Annotated in this window: 20 protein-coding genes and 1 pseudogene; 15 read left to right on the top strand and 6 right to left on the bottom strand. The window is 72.4% G+C overall.

From position 1 onward, the window contains the following. The first annotated feature begins 156 nt into the window (after positions 1–156). Entirely contained in the window at positions 157–810 is a 654-nt protein-coding gene (locus tag K7854_RS29365; RefSeq protein ID WP_226029583.1) for a DUF4360 domain-containing protein, read from the top strand. 24 nt (positions 811–834) lie between these two features. On the opposite strand, the gene K7854_RS29360 is transcribed toward K7854_RS29365, so the two are convergent. The 5 genes from K7854_RS29360 to K7854_RS29340 form a co-directional block, all read right to left on the bottom strand. Beyond that, a complete protein-coding gene (locus K7854_RS29360) occupies positions 835–2,403 on the bottom strand; it encodes a substrate-binding domain-containing protein (RefSeq protein WP_226029582.1) in 1,569 nt (522 codons plus the stop codon). Positions 2,404–2,559: 156 nt separating this feature from the next. After that, positions 2,560–3,771 carry a PucR family transcriptional regulator gene (locus K7854_RS29355; RefSeq protein ID WP_226029581.1) on the bottom strand — a complete coding sequence of 404 codons (1,212 nt, stop codon included), beginning with the start codon at positions 3,769–3,771 and terminating at the stop codon, positions 2,560–2,562. Positions 3,772–3,954: 183 nt separating this feature from the next. Beyond that, on the bottom strand, positions 3,955–4,896 hold the full coding sequence (locus tag K7854_RS29350) for a hypothetical protein (RefSeq protein WP_226029580.1): 942 nt from the start codon (positions 4,894–4,896) through the stop codon (positions 3,955–3,957). Between the two features lie 34 nt (positions 4,897–4,930). Continuing rightward, complete coding sequence (locus K7854_RS29345) at positions 4,931–6,532, bottom strand: DUF6801 domain-containing protein (RefSeq protein ID WP_226029579.1); 1,602 nt, start codon at positions 6,530–6,532, stop codon at positions 4,931–4,933. A 112-nt stretch (positions 6,533–6,644) separates the two neighbouring features. Beyond that, a complete protein-coding gene (locus K7854_RS29340; RefSeq protein ID WP_226029578.1) occupies positions 6,645–7,277 on the bottom strand; it encodes a hypothetical protein in 633 nt (210 codons plus the stop codon). A 652-nt stretch (positions 7,278–7,929) separates the two neighbouring features. Here K7854_RS29340 and K7854_RS29335 point away from each other — a divergent pair. From K7854_RS29335 to K7854_RS29270, 14 genes are all read left to right on the top strand, one after another. Further along, positions 7,930–8,940 (top strand): ABC transporter ATP-binding protein, encoded by a 1,011-nt coding sequence (locus K7854_RS29335; protein ID WP_226029577.1) that lies wholly within the window; start codon positions 7,930–7,932, stop codon positions 8,938–8,940. Then, positions 8,937–9,701 (top strand): MlaE family ABC transporter permease, encoded by a 765-nt coding sequence (locus tag K7854_RS29330; RefSeq protein WP_109031569.1) that lies wholly within the window; start codon positions 8,937–8,939, stop codon positions 9,699–9,701. Before K7854_RS29335 ends, K7854_RS29330 begins: the two co-directional genes overlap by 4 nt. 6 nt (positions 9,702–9,707) lie before the next feature. Beyond that, positions 9,708–10,514, top strand: coding sequence for an MlaE family ABC transporter permease (locus tag K7854_RS29325; protein ID WP_226029576.1), 807 nt, complete (start codon positions 9,708–9,710; stop codon positions 10,512–10,514). Position 10,515: 1 nt separating this feature from the next. After that, positions 10,516–11,781, top strand: a complete 1,266-nt coding sequence (locus K7854_RS29320) for an MCE family protein (protein WP_226029575.1) — start codon at positions 10,516–10,518, stop codon at positions 11,779–11,781. Further along, a complete protein-coding gene (locus K7854_RS29315) occupies positions 11,778–12,842 on the top strand; it encodes an MCE family protein (protein WP_226029574.1) in 1,065 nt (354 codons plus the stop codon). The genes K7854_RS29320 and K7854_RS29315 overlap by 4 nt, the downstream gene beginning before the upstream one ends. Continuing rightward, the gene (locus K7854_RS29310; protein ID WP_226029573.1) at positions 12,839–13,891 is read left to right on the top strand and encodes an MCE family protein; all 1,053 of its coding nucleotides are present in this window, start codon (positions 12,839–12,841) and stop codon (positions 13,889–13,891) included. Before K7854_RS29315 ends, K7854_RS29310 begins: the two co-directional genes overlap by 4 nt. Continuing rightward, positions 13,891–14,961, top strand: coding sequence for an MCE family protein (locus K7854_RS29305; RefSeq protein ID WP_226029572.1), 1,071 nt, complete (start codon positions 13,891–13,893; stop codon positions 14,959–14,961). The genes K7854_RS29310 and K7854_RS29305 overlap by 1 nt, the downstream gene beginning before the upstream one ends. Further along, positions 14,958–16,094, top strand: coding sequence for an MCE family protein (locus K7854_RS29300; protein WP_226029571.1), 1,137 nt, complete (start codon positions 14,958–14,960; stop codon positions 16,092–16,094). The genes K7854_RS29305 and K7854_RS29300 overlap by 4 nt, the downstream gene beginning before the upstream one ends. Further along, positions 16,091–17,392, top strand: coding sequence for an MlaD family protein (locus K7854_RS29295; protein ID WP_226029570.1), 1,302 nt, complete (start codon positions 16,091–16,093; stop codon positions 17,390–17,392). The genes K7854_RS29300 and K7854_RS29295 overlap by 4 nt, the downstream gene beginning before the upstream one ends. Then, positions 17,389–17,898: a hypothetical protein gene (locus K7854_RS29290; RefSeq protein WP_226029569.1), complete on the top strand. Its 510-nt coding sequence runs from the start codon at positions 17,389–17,391 to the stop codon at positions 17,896–17,898. Before K7854_RS29295 ends, K7854_RS29290 begins: the two co-directional genes overlap by 4 nt. Beyond that, positions 17,898–18,605, top strand: a complete 708-nt coding sequence (locus tag K7854_RS29285) for a hypothetical protein (RefSeq protein WP_226029609.1) — start codon at positions 17,898–17,900, stop codon at positions 18,603–18,605. The genes K7854_RS29290 and K7854_RS29285 overlap by 1 nt, the downstream gene beginning before the upstream one ends. 26 nt (positions 18,606–18,631) lie before the next feature. After that, complete coding sequence (locus tag K7854_RS29280) at positions 18,632–19,180, top strand: Rv1363c family protein (RefSeq protein ID WP_226029568.1); 549 nt, start codon at positions 18,632–18,634, stop codon at positions 19,178–19,180. Positions 19,181–19,228: 48 nt separating this feature from the next. Continuing rightward, positions 19,229–19,993, top strand: coding sequence for a hypothetical protein (locus tag K7854_RS29275; RefSeq protein WP_226029567.1), 765 nt, complete (start codon positions 19,229–19,231; stop codon positions 19,991–19,993). 84 nt (positions 19,994–20,077) lie between these two features. Next, positions 20,078–21,361 carry a lytic transglycosylase domain-containing protein gene (locus K7854_RS29270; RefSeq protein ID WP_226029566.1) on the top strand — a complete coding sequence of 428 codons (1,284 nt, stop codon included), beginning with the start codon at positions 20,078–20,080 and terminating at the stop codon, positions 21,359–21,361. A gap of 15 nt (positions 21,362–21,376) precedes the next feature. Here the strand turns inward: K7854_RS29270 and K7854_RS29265 are convergent. Then, positions 21,377–21,609 (bottom strand): annotated as a pseudogene (locus K7854_RS29265) (histidinol-phosphate aminotransferase family protein); the annotation flags it as partial.

Below are 21,609 nucleotides of genomic sequence, written 5' to 3'. Positions count from 1 at the left end.
GGGAACCGGCCGGTGTGAATGGCCGGGGGAGTACCTGTCCGCCCCCGGCGGGGCTCCCTACCATGCGACCGTTCCGTGAATGTCATGTGCGCACCAGGTGTAGATGGCGGACGCATTCAACCACATCCACCCCCCACCGAACGGGATGGGAGACCCATGGCCACCGGCCTGCTCCTGAGCGGCACGATCGCCGCGCTCCTCACCTCCGTGCTGCCCGCGCAGCACCAGTCCTCCGGCGGGTTCGAGGACCCGCCGCCGGACAAGATCGTCATCAAGGTCGCCACGGTGAACGGCTCCGGCTGTCCGCAGGGCACGGCGGCGGTCGCCGTCTCCGAGGACAACACCGCCTTCACCGTCACCTACAGCGACTACCTCGCCCAGGCGGGCGGCGCCTCCGCGCCCACCGACTTCCGCAAGAACTGCCAGCTCAACCTGCTCGTCCACGTCCCGCAGGGCTTCACCTACGCCGTCGCCAGCGCGGACTACCGCGGCTTCGCCGCCCTCCAGCCCGGCGCGAAGGGCACCCAGCGGGCCTCGTACTACTTCCAGGGCTCACCGAACACGGAGTACCGCAGCCACCCCTTCGACGGCCCGTACGACGACAACTGGCAGGCCACCGACAGCACCGACTGGGCGCAGCTGGTCTGGGCGCCCTGCGGGGTGCAGCGCAACTTCAACATCAACACCGAGCTGCGGGTGAGCACCGGCACGTCCGACCCCGGCGCGGTGAGCTTCATGACCATGGACTCGACGGACGGCGACATCAGCACCGTGTACCACCTGGCGTGGAAGGAGTGCCCCCAGTCCTGAGCGGACCGCCGGCGCCCGCCGCGGTCACCTCGCGGCGGGCGCGCCGTCCGGCCGGCACAGCAGCGGCTTGTCCAGCTCGGCGCAGGGGCGGTGACCCTTCGAGCGGACGATGTCCTTGCCGACCTCGTCGGCGAGGTAGCGCAGGAAGCCCGCCGCGATGGAGTCGGCCGGCGGTTCGCCGTAGGTGTAGGCGATCTCCGTCTGCCAGTACGGGTAGGCGCCCTCGTCGGCGCCCTCCAGGGTGGCCGGGTAGCCGTCGATGCGGATCTGCCGCACGTCGTCGCGCGCGGCGGCGGCGCCGACCTCGCTGTGCCCGAGGGCCCCCGGGGTCGAGGCCACCGTGTCCAGCAGCGTCCCGGTGCCGCCCACCTCGCAGCGGCCCGGCCGGCCGCGGTCGAGGCCCGCGCAGTCGGGCGTGGTGACCGCGGGGAGCGGACGGCCGCCCAGGACCTGCTGTTCCAGCGTGGTGCGGGTGCCCGAGCCGGGGTTCCGGCTGACCAGGTGAACGGGCACGTCGTTGCCCTTGACCTGGCTCCAGTTGGTGACGCGCCCGGCGTAGATGTCCCGTACCTGCTTCAGGGACAGGTCCTCGACCCCGGCGTCCTCGTGCACGACCAGCGTGAACAGGGACAGCGCGACGGGCCTGGGCAGCAGCCGCGGGCGGCCGTCGGACTTCGGTCCGTCGCTGAACGCCAGCCGGTCGCCCAGGCCCCGGCCGTCCGGCGGCCGGGTGTCCGCACCGGCCGCGGCGAGCGTGTCGAGCCCGTCGACGCTGCCCTTGAAGGAGGTGGCGGTCAGCGGGATGCGGGCGTCGGGGCAGGTCCGCTCGTACTGCCGTGCGGCCTCCCGCAGCACCGGCGCGAAGGCCGTGGAGCCCGACAGGTGCAGGGTCCCGGCGGCGCAGTCCAGCGGCGCGGCCGCGTCCTCGCTCCCGGCCAGGGTGAAGGCGGACTGGGTGGCGCTCACCAGGATGAGCGAGGCGAGCAGCCAGCGGACCTGGCGCGAGGCGAAGGGGTAGTACGCGGTCTTCTTGATGTTCCCGCCGCGCACCCCGCCGACGATCCCCGCGGTCACCTCCGGCTCGGGGAACTCGGGCTCGGTGAAGCCCTCTTCGCGGTCCAGGACGGCCAGGACCTTGTAGTGCGCCCGGCGGTTGAGGATCACCTTGGGCAGCTTGATCTCCCGGCCGGTGGTCTCGAACCCCTCGGCCCCCGGCACGAAGAAGGTGGGCGGCACCTGGGGGCTGCGCTCGGTGACGGCCATGCCGACCACGCGGCGGCCGGGGAAGGCGATGCGTATGCCCACGGGGTCGCTGGCGGGAGCGACGTAGTCGCCGGCCACCACGGGGCTCCAGCCCGCGTTCTCGATCCGCAGCAGCACGACCGACGGGTCGCGCAGGTTCGTGCCGTCCCACTGCATGCGCTGCAGCACCGTGGTGTCGGGCCCCGAGGCGGCCGAGTCCCGGATCGTGGTGTCCAACTGGACGCGGTAGCCGAGCCGTTTGCGGCCCGCCAGCACGAACTCCCACAGCGCGGCCGCGACCGGCACGGCCAGACCCAGCACGGCGGCCACGGAACCCCAGGACAGACTCACGCCCGGCTCCCCCTCAGGACGGTGACATGGGAGGCCATGGTGACGGGGGCGGGGCCGCGGCGGGCCTGGCCGCGGTGACTGTCCGGTTCGAATTCACGCGCCGGTCAACTCGGGCACCCGCCGTTTCCCGGACGGCAACCGCCGCTGCCGCGGGCGTCACTGAGTCTCGTCGTGCCCCCGCAGGTGCAGCGAGCGCAGGGCCACCTCGATGGCGAAGCGGTGGTCGGGGTCGGCGAGCCGGTCGCCCAGCAGGGTGTCCAGCGTCCGCAGCCGGTAGCGGACGGTCTGCGCGTGCACGCCCAGCATCTCGCCGACCTGCTCCGCGGGCGCCCGGGTGGACACGTGCACGCGCAGGGTCTCCACGAGCCGGTCGCGCCGCCTGGCGGGCAACTCGTCGAGCGGGGCCAGTTCACGGGCCGCGATCCGGTCGACCAGGGCGGGGTCGGACAGCAGCCACAGGGTCGTCAGGTGGTCCTCGCAGCGGACCAGCGGGGCGTCGGGTATGACATCGTCGTCAACGAGCTGCAGCACCCGGCGGGCCCAGCGCACGGAGTCGGCGGCCTGGGTGATCGGCACGGTCAGGCCCACCGCCGCGCGGGTCCCGGCCAGGGCGGTGCGGAGCATGTCCAGGCGGGCGGGGGTGAGGTCGCCGGGCACGAGCAGGTGCGGCTGCGGGATGTCCAGGTCGGCGAGGACGTCCCGGTCGAGTCCCGCCTGGATGTGCTCCGGCGCCGGGGACTGCAGGGCGACCAGGAAGCACGAGCGGGGCAGTTCCCAGGCGGCGGTCTTGCACAGTTCGGAGACGGCCGTCCGGGGCAGCGGCGAGGCGGCCAGCAGGAAGTGCAGTAACTGTCTTCGTAACGCCGACTCCTCGGAGGCGGCCCGCTCCCGCACCTCCGCGTACCCCTCGCGGGTGATCGCCTCCAGTTCCTCGACGTACGCGAAGAGGGCGTCGGCGAAGGCGAGGATCAGCGCGGGGGAGAGGCTGTACTGGCGTCCCAGGGTCTTGGCCCGGCGCAGCGCGATGCGGGCGCCCAGCCGGTAGGCGCCCTGCAGGACTTCGAGGTCGCGGCCCTCGTAGGCCTCCACCCGGCCGAACCTGCGCAGCAGTTCGTCCCGCAGCTCGGAACTGCTGGTGGGGTCGGCCACCCGGTCCACGAAGGCGGTGAGGGCCTGTTCGACGCCCTGGCGGATCGCGTCCCCGTCCGGGCCGTTGAGCAGCCTGCCGTACACCGGATAGCTGCGGGTGACCTCGGTGCGTATCTCGTTCAGCAGGCCCGGGAGCAGGGGGCGCATGAAGGCCGCGAACTTCTTGGGGAGGGGGTCGAGCGGTTCACCGAGCACCGTGGGACGCGCGATTGCGGGCATGAGTGATCCCTTGCCGTCGACATGTCCGGTGGGGTGGGCCGACCGGGCCCCGCCCGCGGCGGGCGGAGCCTGGACCGGTCCACGTGGCGTTCACCGGTCTGGCAAGCAGACGGTAAATCAACTTCCGTGTGATGTACATCTCTTGAGGAGGAAACGTGCCCCCGTTGTGGGGGAACGTGGCTGTTACTTGACGGCGGAGTGCCAGTTCTCGGCCAGGACCTTGCCGGCGTCGGGGACGACGGTGCCGGGTGCGTTGAGTCCGGTGAGATGGGTCTGCGTGTCGTTGAGCGTGACGCTGTTGCTCCCGGCGGGGGAGGGCAGCCCGGTCTTCGCGTTCACCGCGGCGTTGATCAGGCCGACGTTCAGGCCGCAGCCGGTGGCGCCGGGCACCGCGAAGCCGCTGTCGTTCTGGGTGGCGCCGGTGAGGTTGATCCGGCTCATCTCGCCGGCCGGGTCCTCGGTGCCGTCGCCCTGGTAGAAGGTCATGCCGAAGTCGGGGAGGTTGCGGTTCTCCGGGCGCAGCACGATCGGGTTGGCGGCCGTCCCGATGTAGCACTTGTCGCCCAGCAGCGGGTTCTCCAGATGGATGCGGACCGGCAGGGCGACGATGGGCAGGTCGGTGAGGACGCCCGCGGTCTGGTCGAAGGCGTACGGCGCGCCGACCGACTCCATGGTCGCGGTGATCTTGTTGAGGCTGGAGTTCTCCAGCGACTCGCAGATGCCCGTGATCACGAAGATGTCGCTGGGACACATCAGGCCGAGCAGTCCGCCGGGCACGGTGGCGGGCTCGGCGACCAGCGCGCCGGAGGCGGGGGCCACCACGCTGCTGGTGCCGTCCGCGTTCTGGACGACGCCGATCTGGAGGTTGGTCCTGCCGGTCGTCACGGTGGTGTCGCCCAGCTTGATGGTGCCGCTCGCCGAGGTGGACACCACGCACTGCGGGGTCTTGTCGATGCCGTCGGCGGCCAGCATCGCCGGGGCGTCCACGGGGCAGCGGGTGAAGGGCGCCCACTCGCCGTTCAGCGCGGGGTCGGCCGCGGTGGCCGTGCCCAGCGAGGCGAAGGCGCCGAGGGCGGTCAGCGCGGAGACGGTGGCGAGCCGGGTGCGGGTGGAGATCCGGGGCATGGTGGTGGCCTTCCGTGGAGGTGGGAGACGGGGATCAGCGCTCGGCGACCGGGATCTCGTAGGGCTGGAGGTCCTCGGTGCACTGGCCTTCGTTCTCAGGGCTCGGGAAGACGGGGGCGGCGATCGCGCACGTCTGGCCCTGGACCTGCTTGATGTAGTTGCCCGGACCCGAGACGGAGGCGGTGAGCAGGCGGTCGAGGTCCTCACCGTCGCTGCCGCAGCCGGTGAAGGCGGGGATGGTCACCTCGCCGGACAGCGCGCCGCCGCTCAGGAGCAGGTAGCCGGTGGCCGGCAGGCCGACGATCTGCTCGCCCCGGCCGTACAGCACCAGGTGGTCACCGGGGAAGTTCGCGGGGTCCGGGTCCGCGGAGGTGAGGGACGTCTCGGTCCGGCACCCGGAACCGACGTCCAGGGGCGTTCCGTTGACCTCGAGGTCCAGCACGTGCAGGACCAGCGGGGCCCGGACGTAGGTGTCGGTGATCGTGGTGAAGTCGGACAGCCGTATCTTCATGCGCGAGTCGATCCGCATGGGGCCCGTCTGCTCCAGCACCATGGTGGCCTTCACCGGGGCGAAGTCGAAGGACAGGAAGGTCGCTTCGAAGGGCGGTGTCTGCTTGCGCTCCCGGTAGTGGAAGTTCGCGTACGACACGGTGTCGAAGATCAGGTACTCCGGGTCGGGCGGACCCGGCACGGGCAGCCCCTGCTCGATCAGCACGCAGGACGGCGGGAGGTACGCGGCGCCCTTCATCTTCTTCACGTTGGCGTAGCCGGTGATGTAGGCGTTGAGCGAGACGTCCGTGGGCGGGTGCTGCTCGTCGTAGCGGCACGGCGGGACGTCGTCGCGGTCCGCGGCGGCGCCCGGGGTGTTCTCCAGCACCTTCGGCGAGCGCTCGGACTGCCGCTCCGGCCGCCGGTCTCCCGGTGCGTCCGGCGCTCCGTCGCCTTCCGGCGCCCCGGAGGACTCGGCCGGCCCCGGCGAGGACGGCGAACCGCTCGGTGCCTGCTCGTCCGTGCCGACCGGTACGGTGGCCAGCAGCCCCTGGCCGGGTGCGTCCTCGGCGAGGGCGCAGTCGACGGTCAGCGAGCCGGGGTCCGTGGTGGCCGGGCCGGCCGCCCCGAGCGCCAGGTCGATCGCGAGGGCGCCCGCGGAGAAGGTCAGGTCGCCGTCGCTCCGGCCGGCCACCGAGGGCACCTCGCCCCGCGCGACCAGCGTCAGCGGCCCCGACCCGGGCAGCGCGACCGGCTCGGACTCGCCCCGCCAGGTCGCCGTGGCGGTGGCCGAGTTCTGGGCGACGCCGACGGTGAGCCGGGTGGCCGCCCGTACCTCGGCCGCGTCGCGCGCGGTGAGGTCCGCGACCGCCTCCGCCGGGAGTTCCACGGTGGTGGTGACGTCGGACGGCGTGAACGCCTCGCCCGCCCCGGCCCGCTCCGGGAAGTCCGCCGAGACCCGGACCGTCGCGGGCAGTTGCCCCGAGGGGAGGGTGCAGACGTAGGGGAGCTCGGCCTCGACCTCCTGGGTGCCCGAGGCGGTGGCCGTGGTCGGGACCAGGGCGGCGAGCACGACGAACGCGGCGATCGACGTGGTGCGGGCACGGGCCCGGGACGGCCGCGGGGCGGCGGCTGGCGTGGCTTTCATACGACTCCGCTCGGATGGCTCGGACAGGGCGCCGGTCTGCTCGGGCGCGGGGCACGGGGCCTGCGAACGCCCGGCCGGGGTGCCGGCCGGGCGGACGGGACCGGTCGGCGGCCTACGGGTTGGAGCCGACGATGGTGGGGATGGCGCCGGTGCTCGCCACCGTGACCGCGTAGTTGCCCTTGAAGGTGGGCTTGGTGGCGGTCGTGACGACCGCACCGCAGTTGACGGGGTTGGTGACCGTCAGTTCACCGGCGGTGCTGTTGATCGCCAGGATGCCGGTGGAGTTGGTGTACGTGCCGGAGGCCTGGCCCGTCACCGTGAACTTGCACGCGCCGGCGGTCACGTTGGCCTTGACGTTGCCGACGTAGCCCTTGGTGACACCGGTGGAGGCGGTGTAGTCCACCGCGATGACGTCCCACGGCGTGATCGACGTGGTGGTGACGTTGCCCAGGACGCTGGTGCACGGCGAGCCGGACGCGCCGAAGTTCATGGTGGTGATGTCGGCGACGTCCCCGGGGTTGCCGGTGGTGCTCGCCATGGTCCCGGCCGCGGTCGAGGTCGTGCACGTCATGGGGATGGTGGCGGTGAGCACGATGTTGCCGACGTTCACGGCCTTGAAGGCGGCCGGCGAGGGGCTGACCGTCCACACCGTGGAGGGCACCGCCGAGGAGGGGACGGCGGCGAGGCCGAGCGCCGACGCGGCCGCACACACCACGAGGGCCGACCTTCTGATGCTCTTCTTCATGACTCGGTCTCCTTGAGGGTTGACCTGCATTGCGCCGTGACGTTACTCGCCGGAAACATAGCCGAACAATGCGGAGGTCCATGATTCTTTTAAAACTGGAACAAGCTGTTTCCGGGGTGAGTGAATCGCGATTCGGCTTAGTCACCTGCTGCCAAGTCCGAAACGTCCGCGCCGTGCCGCTGCCGCCCTGTGAATGTCGCACGCGCCGGGGTTCAGGTGCTCACCCGATGACAAGTTTCCGAGTGGTTTTTGTGTCCTGCCTGACAGGTTCCGGATGGCCGCAGCCGGTATCCCGGAAATCTCCGATTCCGGTGTTGCCCGCCGAGGTTACTCGGCCGTAACGTGCCGGTGCGGTGCTCGGTTCCAGGTCGGTGGCCCCCGTCGGCCGGAGCCGTGGCGGACACGTTCCGGCCCGTCCTCCCGTCGGGAGAGGGTGTCCGCCGGCGGGGTCCCGCGGGATCCACACCCCCCGGAACCGCGAGACCCTGCCCTGTCTCCCCGGAGACAAGTACGAGCCGGGCGGGTTGTCAGCGCGGTGACAAGTTCCGCGAGGGCGCCGGTGATCCGTGCCGCACCCGTTGTCAGTGCGCTCCGGGCCGACTTAACGTGCGGGCCCGCAGCGCGTATCCGATCGGCTTCCGCTGGAGGTGATATGGGAATCGAAGTAGTGGTCGAGGGCCTGACCAAGTCCTTCGGTAAGCAGAGCATCTGGCGGGACGTGTCACTCACTCTTCCGGCCGGTGAGGTCAGCGTGATGCTGGGCCCGTCCGGAACCGGAAAGACCGTTTTCCTGAAGTCGCTCATAGGGCTGCTCAAGCCCGAGAAGGGCCGTGTCCTCATCAACGGGGTGGACATGGTGAACAGCCCGGAAAGGGACATCTACGAAACCCGTAAACTCTTCGGTCTGATGTTCCAGGACGGTGCCCTCTTCGGTTCCATGTCCCTTTTCGACAACATCGCCTTCCCGCTGCGCGAACACACCCGCAAGAAGGAGTCCGAGATCCGCCGCATCGTCATGGAGCGGATCGAGGTCGTCGGGCTGCTGGGCGCGGAGGGAAAGCTGCCCGGAGAGATCAGCGGAGGTATGCGCAAGCGGGCGGGACTGGCCCGCGCGCTCGTCCTCGACCCGCAGATCATCCTGTGCGACGAACCGGACTCCGGGCTCGACCCGGTCCGCACCGCCTACATCTCCCAGCTGCTGATCGACCTGAACGCGCAGCTCGACGCGACGATGCTGATCGTCACCCACAACCTCGACATCGCCGCCACCGTGCCCGACAACATGGGGATGCTGTTCCTGCGCGAACTGGTCACCTTCGGCCCGCGCGAGGTGCTGCTCACCAGCGACGAGCCGGTCGTGGCCCAGTTCCTCGGCGGCCGGCGCGAGGGGCCCATCGGGATGTCCGAGGAGAAGGACGCGGCCACCCTCGCCGCCGAGGCGGACGCCGCCCCCGCGGCCCCCGCCGCGCCCCGGGTGATCGTCCCGCAGCTGGAGCCGTCGCCGGGCCTGCCGCCCCGGCAGGCCGTGGCCCGCCGGCGCGAGCGTGTCATGCGCATGATCGACACGCTGCCGCCCGCCGCCCGCGCCGCCATCCGGGACACCTACGCGAAGGGCTCCGAGGCGGCCACCCTGCCGATGCCCGCCGCCGGGAGCGGCGCGTGATCACCGGCGCGCTGCGGCAGACCGGGCGGCTGTTCGCACTCGCCGCCGAAGTCGTCCGGGCCGTCTTCCGAAGACCCTTCCAGTTCCGCGAGTTCGTCGAGCAGTTCTGGTTCGTCGCGAGCGTGACCATCCTGCCCGCCGCCCTGGTCTCGATCCCCTTCGGCGCCGTCATCGCCCTCCAGGTCGGCTCGCTGACCGAGCAGCTGGGCGCCCAGTCCTTCACCGGCGGCGCCAGCGTCCTCGCCGTCGTGCAGCAGGCCAGCCCGCTCATCGTCGCGCTGCTCATCGCCGGCGCCGGCGGCTCGGCGATCTGCGCCGACCTCGGCTCCCGCAAGATCCGCGAGGAACTCGACGCCATGGAGGTCATGGGCGTCTCGCCGGTGCAGCGCCTGGTGGTGCCCCGGGTCCTGGCCGCCATGGGCGTCGCGGTCCTGCTCAACGGCCTGGTCTCGGTCGTCGGCATCCTCGGCGGCTACTTCTTCAACGTCATCATGCAGGGCGGCACCCCCGGCGCCTACCTCTCCAGCTTCTCCGCCCTCGCCCAGCTGCCCGACCTCTACATCAGCGAACTCAAGGCGCTCGTCTTCGGGTTCATCGCGGGCATCGTCGCCGCCTACCGGGGGCTCAACCCGCGCGGCGGCCCCAAGGGCGTCGGCGACGCCGTCAACCAGTCCGTCGTCATCACCTTCCTGCTGCTCTTCTTCGTCAACATGGTGATGACGGCCGTCTACCTCCAGATCGTCCCGCCGAAGGGAGGCTGAGGTCCGATGGCCTCCCCGCTCGTCTGGCTCGACCGCTCCGGCGACCAACTCCTCTTCTACGTCCGGGCCCTGCTCTGGGTCCCGCGGACCCTGCGCCGCTACCTCAAGGAGGTGCAGCGCCTGCTCGCCGAGGTGGCCTTCGGCTCCGGCGGCCTCGGCGTCATCGGCGGCACCATCGGCGTGATGATCGCGATGACCCTCTTCACCGGGACCGTCGTCGGACTCCAGGGATACGCGGCCCTGGACCAGATCGGCACCGCCGCGTTCACCGGATTTGTCTCCGCCTACTTCAACACCCGCGAGATCGCCCCCCTGGTCGCCGGGCTCGCCCTCTCCGCGACCGTCGGGGCCGGCTTCACCGCCCAGCTCGGCGCCATGCGCATCAACGAGGAGGTCGACGCCCTCGAAGGCATGGGCATCCGCTCCATGCCCTACCTCGTCACCACCCGCATCATCGCCGGCGTCGTCGCCATCATCCCGCTCTACGCCATCGGGCTGCTCTCCTCCTTCCTCGCCTCCCGCTACGTGACCGTCCTGTTCAACGGCCAGTCCCGGGGGACGTACGACCACTACTTCAACCTCTTCCTGTCCCCGACGGACGTGCTGCTCTCCGTCCTGAAGGTGCTGATCTTCAGCGTGATGGTGATCGTCGCCCACTGCTACTACGGCTACCGCGCCTCCGGCGGCCCGGCCGGCGTCGGCGTCGCCGTCGGCCGGTCCGTGCGCAACGCCATCGTGCTGATCAGCGTCACCGACTTCTTCCTGTCGCTGGCCCTGTGGGGCGCGACCACGACCGTGAAGGTGGCGGGGTGAGATGAGCACACGCCTGGGTCCCCGGGGACAGAAGCTGCGCCGCCGCAGCGCCGGAGTGGTGTTCGTGCTGGTGCCCGCCCTGCTGATCTGGCTGGCCGTCGCCGTCTACGACAAGGAGTTCACCGACTCCGACCCCGTGGTCGTCGAGACCGGCAGCGTCGGCAACCAGATGCACCCCGGCGCCGAGGTGAAGCTGCGCGGCGTCGTCGTCGGCGAGGTCCGCGCCATCGACGCCACCGGCGACGGCGCCCGGCTCACCCTCGCCATGAAGCCCGGCGCGCTGGACCACGTACCGGCCGACGTCCGCGCGCAGATGCTGCCCACCACCCTGTTCGGCGAGCGGTTCGTGGCCCTGGTACCGCCCGCGGACCCCTCGCCCGAACCGCTGGCCGCCGGGGCCGTCGTCCCCCAGGACCGGTCCGCGAACGCCATCGAACTCCAGCAGGTGCTCGACGACGTGCTGCCGATGCTCACCGCCGTCCAGCCGCAGAAGCTCTCCGCCACCCTGTCCGCCGTCTCGCAGGCCCTCGAAGGGCGCGGGGACCGGCTCGGCGACACGCTCACCCTGCTGGACGAGCACCTGGCCGAGTTCAACCCCAGCCTGCCCGCCCTCAACCGCGACCTCAAGGAACTCGTGAAGGTCAGCCATGTCTACGCGGACGCGGCGCCCGACATCGTCACGGCGCTCACCGACTTCACCACCACCAGCGGCACCCTCGCCGAGCAGGAGGCGGAACTCGCCGCCACCCTCGGCGCCACCACCCGGACGGCCGAGGACGTGACGGCCTTCCTGCGCAAGAACAAGGACAACATCATCCAGCTCGGCGACACCAGCCGCCCCACCCTGGAGCTGCTCGCCGAGTACTCCTCGGCCTTCCCCTGCACCCTGCGCACCCTCGCCGACTTCGTGCCGGCCATGGACAAGGCGCTCGGCAAGGGCACCGACCGGCCCGGCATCCAGGTCGACCTGACCACCGTCGCCTCCCGCGGCGCCTACCGCCCCGGACGCGACACCCCGGTGTACGACTCCGGCGGCGGGCCCCGCTGCCCGTCCGTGCCCTACCTCGGCACCCTGCCCCGGCCCGCCGCGCCCACCGCCACCCCGGCGGCCGAGCAGGACCTCGGGCCCGCCAACTCCCCGCAGGAGAACGACCTCGTCAACGAACTGATCGCCCCGGCCGCCGGGAAGAGCCCCGGCGACCTGCCCGACTGGAGCAGCCTGCTCGTCGGCCCCGTCTACCGCGGTACGGAGGTGACCCTCGGATGACCGGCGCCGACCACGCGCACACCCGGCGCCGCCCGCTGACCGGACCGCTGGTCAAGTCCCTCGTCTTCGTGGTGGTCACCGCCCTCGCCACCACCGTGCTGGGCCTGAGCGTCGCCGGCACCAGTGTCGACTCCGGTACCGGCACCAGCACCTACAAGGCCCTGTTCACCGACGTCACCGGGCTCGTCGACGGCGACAGCGTGCGGATCTCCGGGGTGACGGTCGGCGAGGTGACCGACGTACGCGTCGTCGACCGGCGCACCGCCCAGGTCACCTTCACCGTCCGCGACGACCGCAGGCTGCCCCGCTCCACCACCGCCGCCGTGAAGTACCTGAACATGGTCGGCCAGCGCTACGTCTCCCTCGGCCGCGGCAGCGGCGACGTCGCCGGCACCCTCCCGGAGGGCGGCACCGTCCCGCTGGACCGCACCACGCCCGCGCTCGACCTGACCCTGCTCTTCAACGGCTTCAAGCCGCTGTTCGAGGGCCTGTCCCCGAAGGACGTCAACGAACTCGCCGGATCGATCGTGCAGGTGCTCCAGGGCGAGGGCACCACCGTCGACAGCCTGATCCGCCACGTCGGCTCGCTCGGTACGACGGTCGCCGCCAAGGACAAGGTGATCGGCCAGGTCGTCGAGAACCTCACCACCGTGCTGGACACCCTCAACGACCGCGAGGACAGCTTCGACGACCTCGTCGTCACCCTCCAGAAGCTCGTCACCGGCTTCAACCAGGACCGCAAACCCCTCGGCGAGGCCGTCGCCGCCATGGGCGACCTGACCGACGTCACCGCCGGACTCCTCAAGGACGGACGGGCGCCCCTCAAGAAGGACGTCCGGGAACTGGGCCGGCTCGCCACGAACCTCGGTGAGCACACCCCGCAGATCGAGGACTTCCTGGCGAAGAGCCCCGCCAAGATGACCGCCCTGGCCCGGCTGTCCTCCTACGGCTCGTGGTTCAACCTCTACCTCTGCGAGGCGCAGGTGAGCGGAGTGACCACCTCCGACGGCTCGAAGCCGCCGACCGGGATCGCGATCACCGAATCGAGGTGCCGCGGATGACGGGCCCGCGCAGGAAGCCGCGCATCAAGCCGGTCAAGGAACGCAACCCCGTCGCCGTCGGCGTCGCCGGGCTGCTGGTCCTCACTCTCCTCGCCCTCCTCGCCTACCACGTCGACCGGCTGCCGTTCGGCGGCGGCACCACCTACAGCGCCGACTTCTCCGAGGCCGCCGGCCTGGACGAGGGCGACGAGGTGCGCATCGCCGGCGTCAAGGTCGGCCGGGTCACCGCAGTCGCGCTCGACGGCGCCAAGGTCAAGGTCACCTTCGAGGTCGAGGACGCCTGGCTCGGCGACCGGACCACCGCCGCCATCGCCATCAAGACCGTCCTGGGCGACAAGTACCTGGCGCTCGACCCGCTCGGCTCCTCCCGCCAGGACCCCGGCTCCCGCATCCCGCTCGCCCGCACCACCTCCCCCTACGACGTGACCCAGGCCTTCCAGGACCTCAGCGGCACCGTCGACGACATCGACACCGGGAAGCTCGCCGAGAGCTTCGAGACCATCTCCGACACCTTCAAGGACTCCCCGCCGCACGTGCGCAAGGCGGCCACCGGACTGTCCGACCTGTCCAAGTCGATCTCGAAGCGGGACGCGAAACTCGCCGAACTCCTCAAGGGCAGCTCCGAGTTCACCAAGACGCTGGAGAACAACAAGTCCAGTTTCGAGACCCTCATCGAGGACGGCGGCCCGCTGCTCGGCGAACTCCGCGACCGCCGCACCGCCATCAGCGCCCTGCTCAAGGGCAGTCAGGACCTCGGCACCGAACTCGGCGGCCTGGTCAAGGACAACGAGAAGCAGCTCGGCCCCACCCTCAAGGCACTCGGCCGCGTCACCAGCGTCCTGGAGAAGAACAACACCCAGCTCGGCGAGACCCTCGCCCTGGTCGGCCCCTACTACCGCCTGGTCGGCAACACCCTGGGCAACGGCCGCTGGTTCGACAGCTACCTGTGCGGGGTCGTGCCCCGCGACTACCTGCCCGCGACCTCCCAGCCCGAGACCGGATGCCGGCCGCCGCAACAGCCGGCGGCGGCCCAGGGGAGCGGTGAGTGATGACCCGACGCCGAAAGATCCTCACCGGAGTGCTCGCCCTCGTGGTGCTCGCCGCGGGCGGCCTGGTCGCCGCCCGGGTCCTCGACGCCGAAGGCACCCGCCTCACCGCCTACTTCGACCGCACCATCGGCGTCTACGCCGGGTCCGACCTGCGCATCCTCGGCGTACGGGTCGGCGAGGTGGAGTCGGTGGACCCCGAGGGAACCCGGGTCCGCGTCGGCCTCCGGCTGGACGAGGGGATCAAGGTCCCCAAGGACGCGAGGGCCGTCGTCGTCGCACCCAGCGTCGTCGCCGACCGCTATGTGCAGCTCACCCCCGCCTACCGCGAGGGGCCCGCCCTCGCCGACGGCGCCGTCCTGCCCGCCTCCCGCAACCGCGTTCCCGTCGAGATCGACCAGATCTACGACTCGATCACCGAACTCGGCGACGCCCTCGGCCCGGACGGCGCCAACGCCGACGGTGCCCTGTCCGACCTGCTCAGGACCGGCGCCGACAACCTCGACGGCAACGGCGAGGCGATCGGCGACAGCGTCGAGGAGTTCGGCAAGGCGGCCAAGACCCTCGACGGCAGCAGCGGCGACCTGTTCAAGACGCTCTCCAGCCTGCAGACCTTCACCACCATGCTGAAGAACAAGGACACCGACGTGCGCACCGCGCAGGAACGCCTCGACGACGTCGTCAGCTTCTTCGCCGACAACAAGGACGACCTCACCGGCGCGCTGGAGGAACTCGGCAAGGCCCTCGGCCAGGTCAAGACCTTCATCGAGGACAACCGGGGCGAGCTGAAGAAGAACGTCGACCGGCTCGTCCCCATCACCCGCACCCTGGTCGAGCAACGCGCCTCGCTGGCCGAGGCGCTGGACGTGGCACCGCTGGCCGCGGGCAACGTCGTGAACGCCTACAACCCCGACACCCGCACCCTCGACGGCCGCGGCAACCTCAACGAGATCAGCATGGGCGGCCCCCTGCTGCCGCTGCCCGTGGCCGGTGCGACCGACCCGGCGTCCGACGGCGCGTCCGGCGGTGCGTCCGACGGAGTGTCCGACCAGGAGAAGGGCGACGGGCGATGAGGCGCGGCAGGATCGGCGCGGGCCGGGCCGCGGGCCTCACCGCCGGCGGACTGGTCGCCGTCGGTCTCGCCCTCGCCCTGACCCTCGGCGGACTCACCGTGGTGCCGAGCGGCTTCGACGGCATCGAGGACCTGCCGCTGCCCGGCGGCGCCGACCTCGGCGACCACCCCTACACCGTCACCGCCGAACTCCAGGACGTGCTCAGCCTCGTCCCGCACGCCGCGGTCCGGGTCAACGACGTCGCCGTCGGCCGGATCACCGGCATCGAACTCGGCGAGGACGACTGGTCGGCCCGCGTCACCATGGAGATCAACGGCGACGTACGGCTGCCCGCCGACGCCACCGCCCGGCTCGAACAGTCCAGCCTGCTCGGCGAGAAGTACGTCCAGCTGGTCGCGCCCGCCAAGGAGACCGGCACCGGCCGGCTGACCGACGGCAGCGTCATCCCGCTGGCCCGCACCAGCCGCAACACCGAGGTCGAGGAGGTGTTCGGCGCGCTGTCCCTGCTCCTCAACGGCGGCGGCGTCAACCAGCTCAAGACCATCACCCGGGAACTCAACGCCGCCCTCGGCGGCCGCGAACCCGAGGTGCGCTCCATGCTGAAACGCGTCAACACCCTGGTGGGCGACCTCGACGACCACCGCGAGGACATCACCGACGCCCTCGACGCCGTCAACCGGCTCTCCTCGACCCTCGCCACCCGCAAGGACGACGTCGACACCGTCCTCACCGACCTCTCGCCCGGACTGAAGACGCTGGAGCAGCAGCGCGGCTCCCTGCTGACCATGCTGCGCTCCCTGGACACCCTCTCCGGCGTCGCCGTCTCCACCATCGACGCGAGCAAGGACGACATGATCGCCGACCTCAAGGCCCTGGCGCCGACGCTGAAGGCGCTGGCCGACGCGGGCACCGACCTGCCCGACTCGCTCCAGGTGCTGCTGACCTACCCGTTCACCGACGAGGTGCTGCGCGGGGTGAAGGGCGACTACCTCAACGCCTACCTCGGCATCGTCGCCCAGCCCGGCACCCAGGTGATCCCGCCGCTGGTGCCCGAGGGCACACCCGCGAAGAAGCGGTCCTCCTCGCCGCTGCCGCTGCCCTCCGTGTCCGCGTCCGGAGGTGACCGCGGGTGATCACCCTGGCCGTACGGCTGAAGAACCTGGCCTTCCTCGTCATCGCCGTCCTCGCCCTCGCCTTCCCCGGCATCCGCTACGCCGACCTCGGCCGCTACGTGGGGGTCGCCGACTACTACACGGTGGACGTGCAACTACCCCGAACCGGTGGCCTGTTCACCCACTCCGACGTCACCTACCGGGGCGTCTCGGTGGGCCGGGTCGGGCCGATCGACCTCACCGCCGAGGGCGTCGTCGCCGAACTGCGCATCAAGAAGTCCGCGCCCCGGATCCCCGCCGACACCAAGGCGGTGGTCGCCGGGCTCTCCGCCGTCGGCGAGCAGTACATCGACCTGCGGCCCGAGAGCGACGGCTCCCCCTACCTCGCCGACGGCACCCGCATCGAACAGGCCGACACCGAGGTGCCCGCGCCGGTCACCGACGTCCTCGCCAGCGTGGACGACCTCGTCAGCTCCGTCCCGCTGGACGATCTGCGTACGGTCGTCGACGAGTTCGGCAAGGCCTTCGAAGGACACGGCGACGACCTCCAGGTGCTGGTCGACAGCGGCAGCGACTTCGTCGAGGCCGCCGACCGCGCCCTGCCGTCCACCACCCTGCTCATCCACGACGGCGAGACCGTCCTGCGCACCCAGGCCGAGGAGGCCCAGGCCATCCGGGACTTCGCCGTCGGCGCGAAGGACCTGGCCGCCGCGCTCAAGGGCTCCGACGCCGACCTGCGCCGCCTGCTCGCGGTCACCCCGGAGGCCGCCACCCAGGTCAGCGGCCTGCTGCGGGACCTCGACCCCAGCCTCGGCGTCGTTCTGGCCAACCTCCTCACCACCTCCGAGGTCGCCGTCACCCGGCAGCGCGGCATCGAGGAACTGCTGGTGAAGTACCCGGCCGCCGTCTCCGCGGGCGCCAGTGCCGTCGACGGGGGCAAACTGAACCTCGGTCTCGCCGTCACCTTCTTCAGCCCCCTGCCCTGCACCGACGGCTACGGCGGAACGCGCTACCGCAACGGCCTCGACCTCGGCACCGCCCCCGCCCTCAACACCGACGCAGCTTGCACGGCCCCGGCGTCGAGCGGGAAGAACGTGCGCGGCTCGGCCAACGCCCCGAAGGGCGGCGCGGTGCCCGACCCGGCCAGACCCGGCTCCCTGCCCTCCGGCGGCAGCGGGACCACCCGGGCCGGGCACGGCACCCCGGCCGAGGACGGCACCGTCGCCCTCCCCGGCGCGCTCGCGCTGCCCGGACAGCGCGGCGAGGCACCGGCCGGCCTGACCGGTCTCCTCGCCCCGGACACCGGGGGCACACGATGAGGCGGGCCGGGATCCTCACCTCGGCGGGACTCGTGCTCGCCCTCGGCGTCTGCGGCACCGGCGCCTGGTCCTACGCGCAGGCCCGCACCGACGACGCGCTCGCCTACGGCCGGCAGCGCGACGCGGCGCTCGCCGACGGGCGGGAGGGCATCGCCGTACTCACCACCCTCGACGCGTCCACCCGGCAGCGTGCGGAGCGGAGCATCCGGGACTGGCGTGCCGTCTCCACCGGGCCGCTGCGCGAGGAACTCGGCGACACCGAGGCGGCGGCCGGGACCTCGGCGCGCGGCACGGTCACCGACGCCGCCGTCACCGCGCTCGACCCGCGGTCCGGCACGGCCAAGCTCATCGCCACCGTACGCGTCGAGGTCACCCCCGCCGGGACGAAGAAGGCGTCCACCGACCGCAAACGCCTGGAGGCGGTCCTGGCCCGCACCGGCGAGGGGGAGTGGAAGGTGCGGGCACTGAGCGCCGTACCGGTGGCGGAAGGAGAGGGCGAGGAGTGATGACACCGACTTGGCTGCTGCGCAGGCCCGCCCCGCCGGAGCCCGGCACGGACCCGGCCCAGGACCCCGCGGACCCGTCCGAGCAGGACACGCCCGAGCAGGACACGCCCGAGCAGGACGCGGGCGATCGGGACGCGCCCGACGGGGACACCGGGGACGCACCCGACGCGCCCGACGGGGACGCGCCCGTCGACAAGGCCGTGGCGCACGGGCGCCTGCGGAGGGCGGCCCTGGCCGGGACCGCCGCGGCCCTCGTCCTGGGCGGCTGCGCATTCTTCTACGCGGCCCACCAGTTGCGGTCGGCCGCACCCGCCCGGAACCACGCGCTCACCGACGCCGAGGCGACCGCACGCGTCGCGGGCGACGTCGGCGACGCCCTCGCCCGGATCTTCTCCTACACACCGGACGGCACCGCCGCCGCCGAGCGCTCCGCGAGCACCGTCCTCGACGGCCGCGCGGCCCGCCAGTACGAGACCCTCTTCGCCCGGGTCCGCGACGACCTCACCGAGCAGCGCGTCACCCTGAGCACCCGGGCCGTCCGCACCGGAGTGGTCGAACTCGACGGCGACCGGGCCCGCCTGCTGGTCTTCCTCGACCAGACCTCCCACCGGGACAAGGGCAAGGCCACCACCGCCGCGGCCCAACTCACCGTCACGGCACGACTCGACGACGACCGGTGGCGGATCGTCGACATCAAGGCCCGCTGACCATGCGCGGGAGACTGGAGCACCCCATGACACGCGCGGCCCGCCTCCTGCGCCTCGGCGGCTCCCGGCCGCTGCCGGCCCTGGCCCTCGCCCTCACCCTCGTCGCGGGCGGCTTCGCCGCCTGGGCCGGTCAGGACTGGTACCGCGCGGCCCACGACGAGCAGGCCGCGTACGCCGTCCAGCGGGACGCGGCACTCTCCGCCGGTGAACAGGCCGTGCAGAACCTGAACACGCTCGACCACCGCGAGCTGAAGCGCGGCCTGGACCTGTGGGAGTCGTCGACCACCGGCGAACTGCACGAGCAACTGGCCTCCGGTCGCGACGAGTTCGCCGCACAGGTGAAGGAGGCGAAGACGGTGAGCACCGCCCGGGTGCTGTCCGGCGCCGTCACCGAACTCGACGACCGCGCCGGACGCGCCCGGGTGCTGGTCGCCCTGCGCGTCACCGTCCAGGCGGCCGACGGCGCGAAGAGCGACAAGGACAGCCGCATGCTCGGCGAACTCACCCGGACCGACGGCCGGTGGAAGCTGAGCGCCCTGGGACAGGCACCCGTCGGCGGCACATCGACCGGCTGACCCGGTTCCGTACCGCGAAGCCGGCCGCAGCGAGGAGGACACCGCACCATGTCGACGACCCGTCACCACATCAACCGCCAGCGGCGCCGCCAGGCCCGCGAGACCCGGCCCGCCGCCCCCGCGGGACGCCCGGAAGGCACGGAGCGCGCCGAGCGCACGCCGGTCCCAACCGGCAGGCGCGGCGCCACCGCCGTCCTGGAGCCCGCTCCGGCCGCCACCGGCGACTCGCCCGCGTCCGAGGCCCCGAAGGCCGCCGGGCGTCGGCCGCGCCGCCGTCCGCCGGTCCTCGTCCTGCTCTGCGCGCTCACCGTGCTGCTCGGCGGTTTCGCGGGCTGGGCGCACGCGAAGGCCGACGGGCTGAGGTCCGAGCCCGCGCGGAGCAACACCGCGCTGACCGACCTCGCCCGCACCAGCGAGATCAAAGGGCAGGTGACCAAGGCCGTCGACCGCCTCTTCTCCTACGACCACACCGACCCCGGTGCCCTCGACAAGGCGGCGAAGGACCTCCTGACCGGCAAGGCCGTCGACCAGCACCGGGAACTGCTCGCCGACGTCCGGGACCGGGCCGACGTGCAGAAGGCCGTGATCACCACGACCGTCACCGAGAGCGCGGTCGAACGGATCGACGGCGACCGGGCGCGGGTCCTCGTCTACGCCGACCAGAGCAGCGTCGCCACCAGCGGCAAGAAGGGCACGGCCGGCGAGGACGCCGCCCAGGACGACGGCGTGTACGCGGCGGCCATGCTCGCCGTCGACGTCGTGCACCGCGACGGACGCTGGCTGATCTCCGCCCTCGACACCTTCGGCCGCTGAGCCGCACGCCCGACGGCACGCCCGACCGAACCCCCTGCCCGCCCTGCGCCCGCACCTCCGACGGATCCGACAGGAGTGACGACCATGCCCGTACGCCGTGCCCGACGCCTGTACCGCGGGCGGGCCCGCAAGGGACTGCGCACGACCGCCCTCGCGGTGGCGGCCATGGCGGCCCTCACCGCGTCCCAGGCCCCCGGCCTCACCGGCGATCCCGAGGACACCCACGCCGGAACGGCGGCCGACGACCTGAACGCGCCCACGACGGGCGGCCCCTTCGCCGAACTCGCCCCGCCCGGCGACGGCTCGTACCACACCGAGATCCCGCCCCTGACGACCCGGGACGGCGGATCGGCGGCCACCGGCGCACTCGAGCCGCAGATCCGCGCCCAGTCGGGCATCCCGGCCACCGTGCTGCGCGCCTACCGCGCCGCCGAGACCGCCGTCGGCAGGACGGACCCGGGCTGCCGGCTGCCCTGGGAACTGCTCGCGGCGATCGGCAAGGTCGAGTCCGGCCAGGCACGCGGCGGCGCCGTCGACCGGAACGGCACGACCCTCGGCCGCATCACCGGACCGCCCCTCAACGGCCGCGGCTTCGCCCTGATCCGGGACACCGACGGCGGCGTCCACGACGGCGACACGGTCTACGACCGGGCGGTGGGCCCGATGCAGTTCCTGCCGTCCACCTGGGCCCGCTGGGGCGCGGACGGCAACGGGGACGGCCGTGCCGACCCCAACAACATCTTCGACGCCGCACTGGCGGCCGGGCACTACCTGTGCGCCGGGGACCGGGACCTGGCCCGGGCGGCGGACCTGGACCGGGCGATCCTCAGCTACAACAACTCCCGCACCTACCTCGGACTGGTCAGGCACTGGCTGGAGTTCTACCGCCGGGGAGTCCACACCGTCCCCGACGGCGAGGGCGTCGTCCCGAAGAGCCCCGGCGCGGGCGGCGACACCCCGGCGACCGAGCCCGTCGACGGCGAGAGCGGCGGCAGCGGCGGCGGGCCCGGGGGCGGGAAGGGCGGTGGTGGCGGCGGGGACGACGGCATCGACATCGGTCCCGACCCGGGCACCACACCGGACAGTCCCGGGCCGTCCCCGTCCCGCCCCGTGCCGTCCACGTCCCCGGACCCGTCCTCCCCGACGGCGCTCCCGACGGACCCGGGCACGTCCGAGCCGCCCACCGAGACCCCGGACCCCTCGCCGGACCCGACCGACCCGAGCCCTTCGCCGACCCCGACGGACGACTGCTCCACGGACTCGGGGTCCTCCCCGTCCGCCTCGCCCGATCCCACGGACGCCCCGACGGGCTCCCCCTGCCCGACGCCGTCGGACACTCCGGCCTCCCCGGCCGCCTCGGCCGGATAGGGACGCCCGGCGGGATCAGCCCGCCTGGCCCATCCCGGCCGTGTGCGGCCAGCCCGTCGCCGGCACCGACTCCAGACCGTTGGTGCCCCTGACCTGGGCGGCGGTGAGACCGCCGCGGGCCGGGACGCCGGGCGGGGTGGGGCCGACGGGCGGTGGATACCCGGCGGCTGCGGCGGGCGCCGGCACCGGGGCGGGCGCGGGCTGCGGGGCCGGTGCCGGGTGGGGGACCGGCACCGGCCCGGGATACG

Origin of the sequence: Streptomyces hyderabadensis (assembly GCF_020404845.1) — a bacterium.
In the GTDB taxonomy this organism is placed as follows: Bacteria; Actinomycetota; Actinomycetes; order Streptomycetales; family Streptomycetaceae; genus Streptomyces; species Streptomyces hyderabadensis.
The sequence above is the reverse complement of the archived record's forward strand: the minus strand, read 5'-3'. Positions and strand labels throughout refer to the sequence as shown.

Coding starts and splice junctions, on each gene's coding strand:
- K7854_RS29365 (WP_226029583.1), top strand. CDS start 157: ATGGCCACCGGCCTGCTCCTGAGCGGCACGATCGCCGCGCTCCTCACC.
- K7854_RS29355 (WP_226029581.1), bottom strand. CDS start 3,771: ATGCCCGCAATCGCGCGTCCCACGGTGCTCGGTGAACCGCTCGACCCC.
- K7854_RS29350 (WP_226029580.1), bottom strand. CDS start 4,896: ATGCCCCGGATCTCCACCCGCACCCGGCTCGCCACCGTCTCCGCGCTG.
- K7854_RS29345 (WP_226029579.1), bottom strand. CDS start 6,532: ATGAAAGCCACGCCAGCCGCCGCCCCGCGGCCGTCCCGGGCCCGTGCC.
- K7854_RS29340 (WP_226029578.1), bottom strand. CDS start 7,277: ATGAAGAAGAGCATCAGAAGGTCGGCCCTCGTGGTGTGTGCGGCCGCG.
- K7854_RS29335 (WP_226029577.1), top strand. CDS start 7,930: ATGGGAATCGAAGTAGTGGTCGAGGGCCTGACCAAGTCCTTCGGTAAG.
- K7854_RS29325 (WP_226029576.1), top strand. CDS start 9,708: ATGGCCTCCCCGCTCGTCTGGCTCGACCGCTCCGGCGACCAACTCCTC.
- K7854_RS29320 (WP_226029575.1), top strand. CDS start 10,516: ATGAGCACACGCCTGGGTCCCCGGGGACAGAAGCTGCGCCGCCGCAGC.
- K7854_RS29315 (WP_226029574.1), top strand. CDS start 11,778: ATGACCGGCGCCGACCACGCGCACACCCGGCGCCGCCCGCTGACCGGA.
- K7854_RS29310 (WP_226029573.1), top strand. CDS start 12,839: ATGACGGGCCCGCGCAGGAAGCCGCGCATCAAGCCGGTCAAGGAACGC.
- K7854_RS29305 (WP_226029572.1), top strand. CDS start 13,891: ATGACCCGACGCCGAAAGATCCTCACCGGAGTGCTCGCCCTCGTGGTG.
- K7854_RS29300 (WP_226029571.1), top strand. CDS start 14,958: ATGAGGCGCGGCAGGATCGGCGCGGGCCGGGCCGCGGGCCTCACCGCC.
- K7854_RS29290 (WP_226029569.1), top strand. CDS start 17,389: ATGAGGCGGGCCGGGATCCTCACCTCGGCGGGACTCGTGCTCGCCCTC.
- K7854_RS29285 (WP_226029609.1), top strand. CDS start 17,898: ATGACACCGACTTGGCTGCTGCGCAGGCCCGCCCCGCCGGAGCCCGGC.
- K7854_RS29280 (WP_226029568.1), top strand. CDS start 18,632: ATGACACGCGCGGCCCGCCTCCTGCGCCTCGGCGGCTCCCGGCCGCTG.
- K7854_RS29275 (WP_226029567.1), top strand. CDS start 19,229: ATGTCGACGACCCGTCACCACATCAACCGCCAGCGGCGCCGCCAGGCC.
- K7854_RS29270 (WP_226029566.1), top strand. CDS start 20,078: ATGCCCGTACGCCGTGCCCGACGCCTGTACCGCGGGCGGGCCCGCAAG.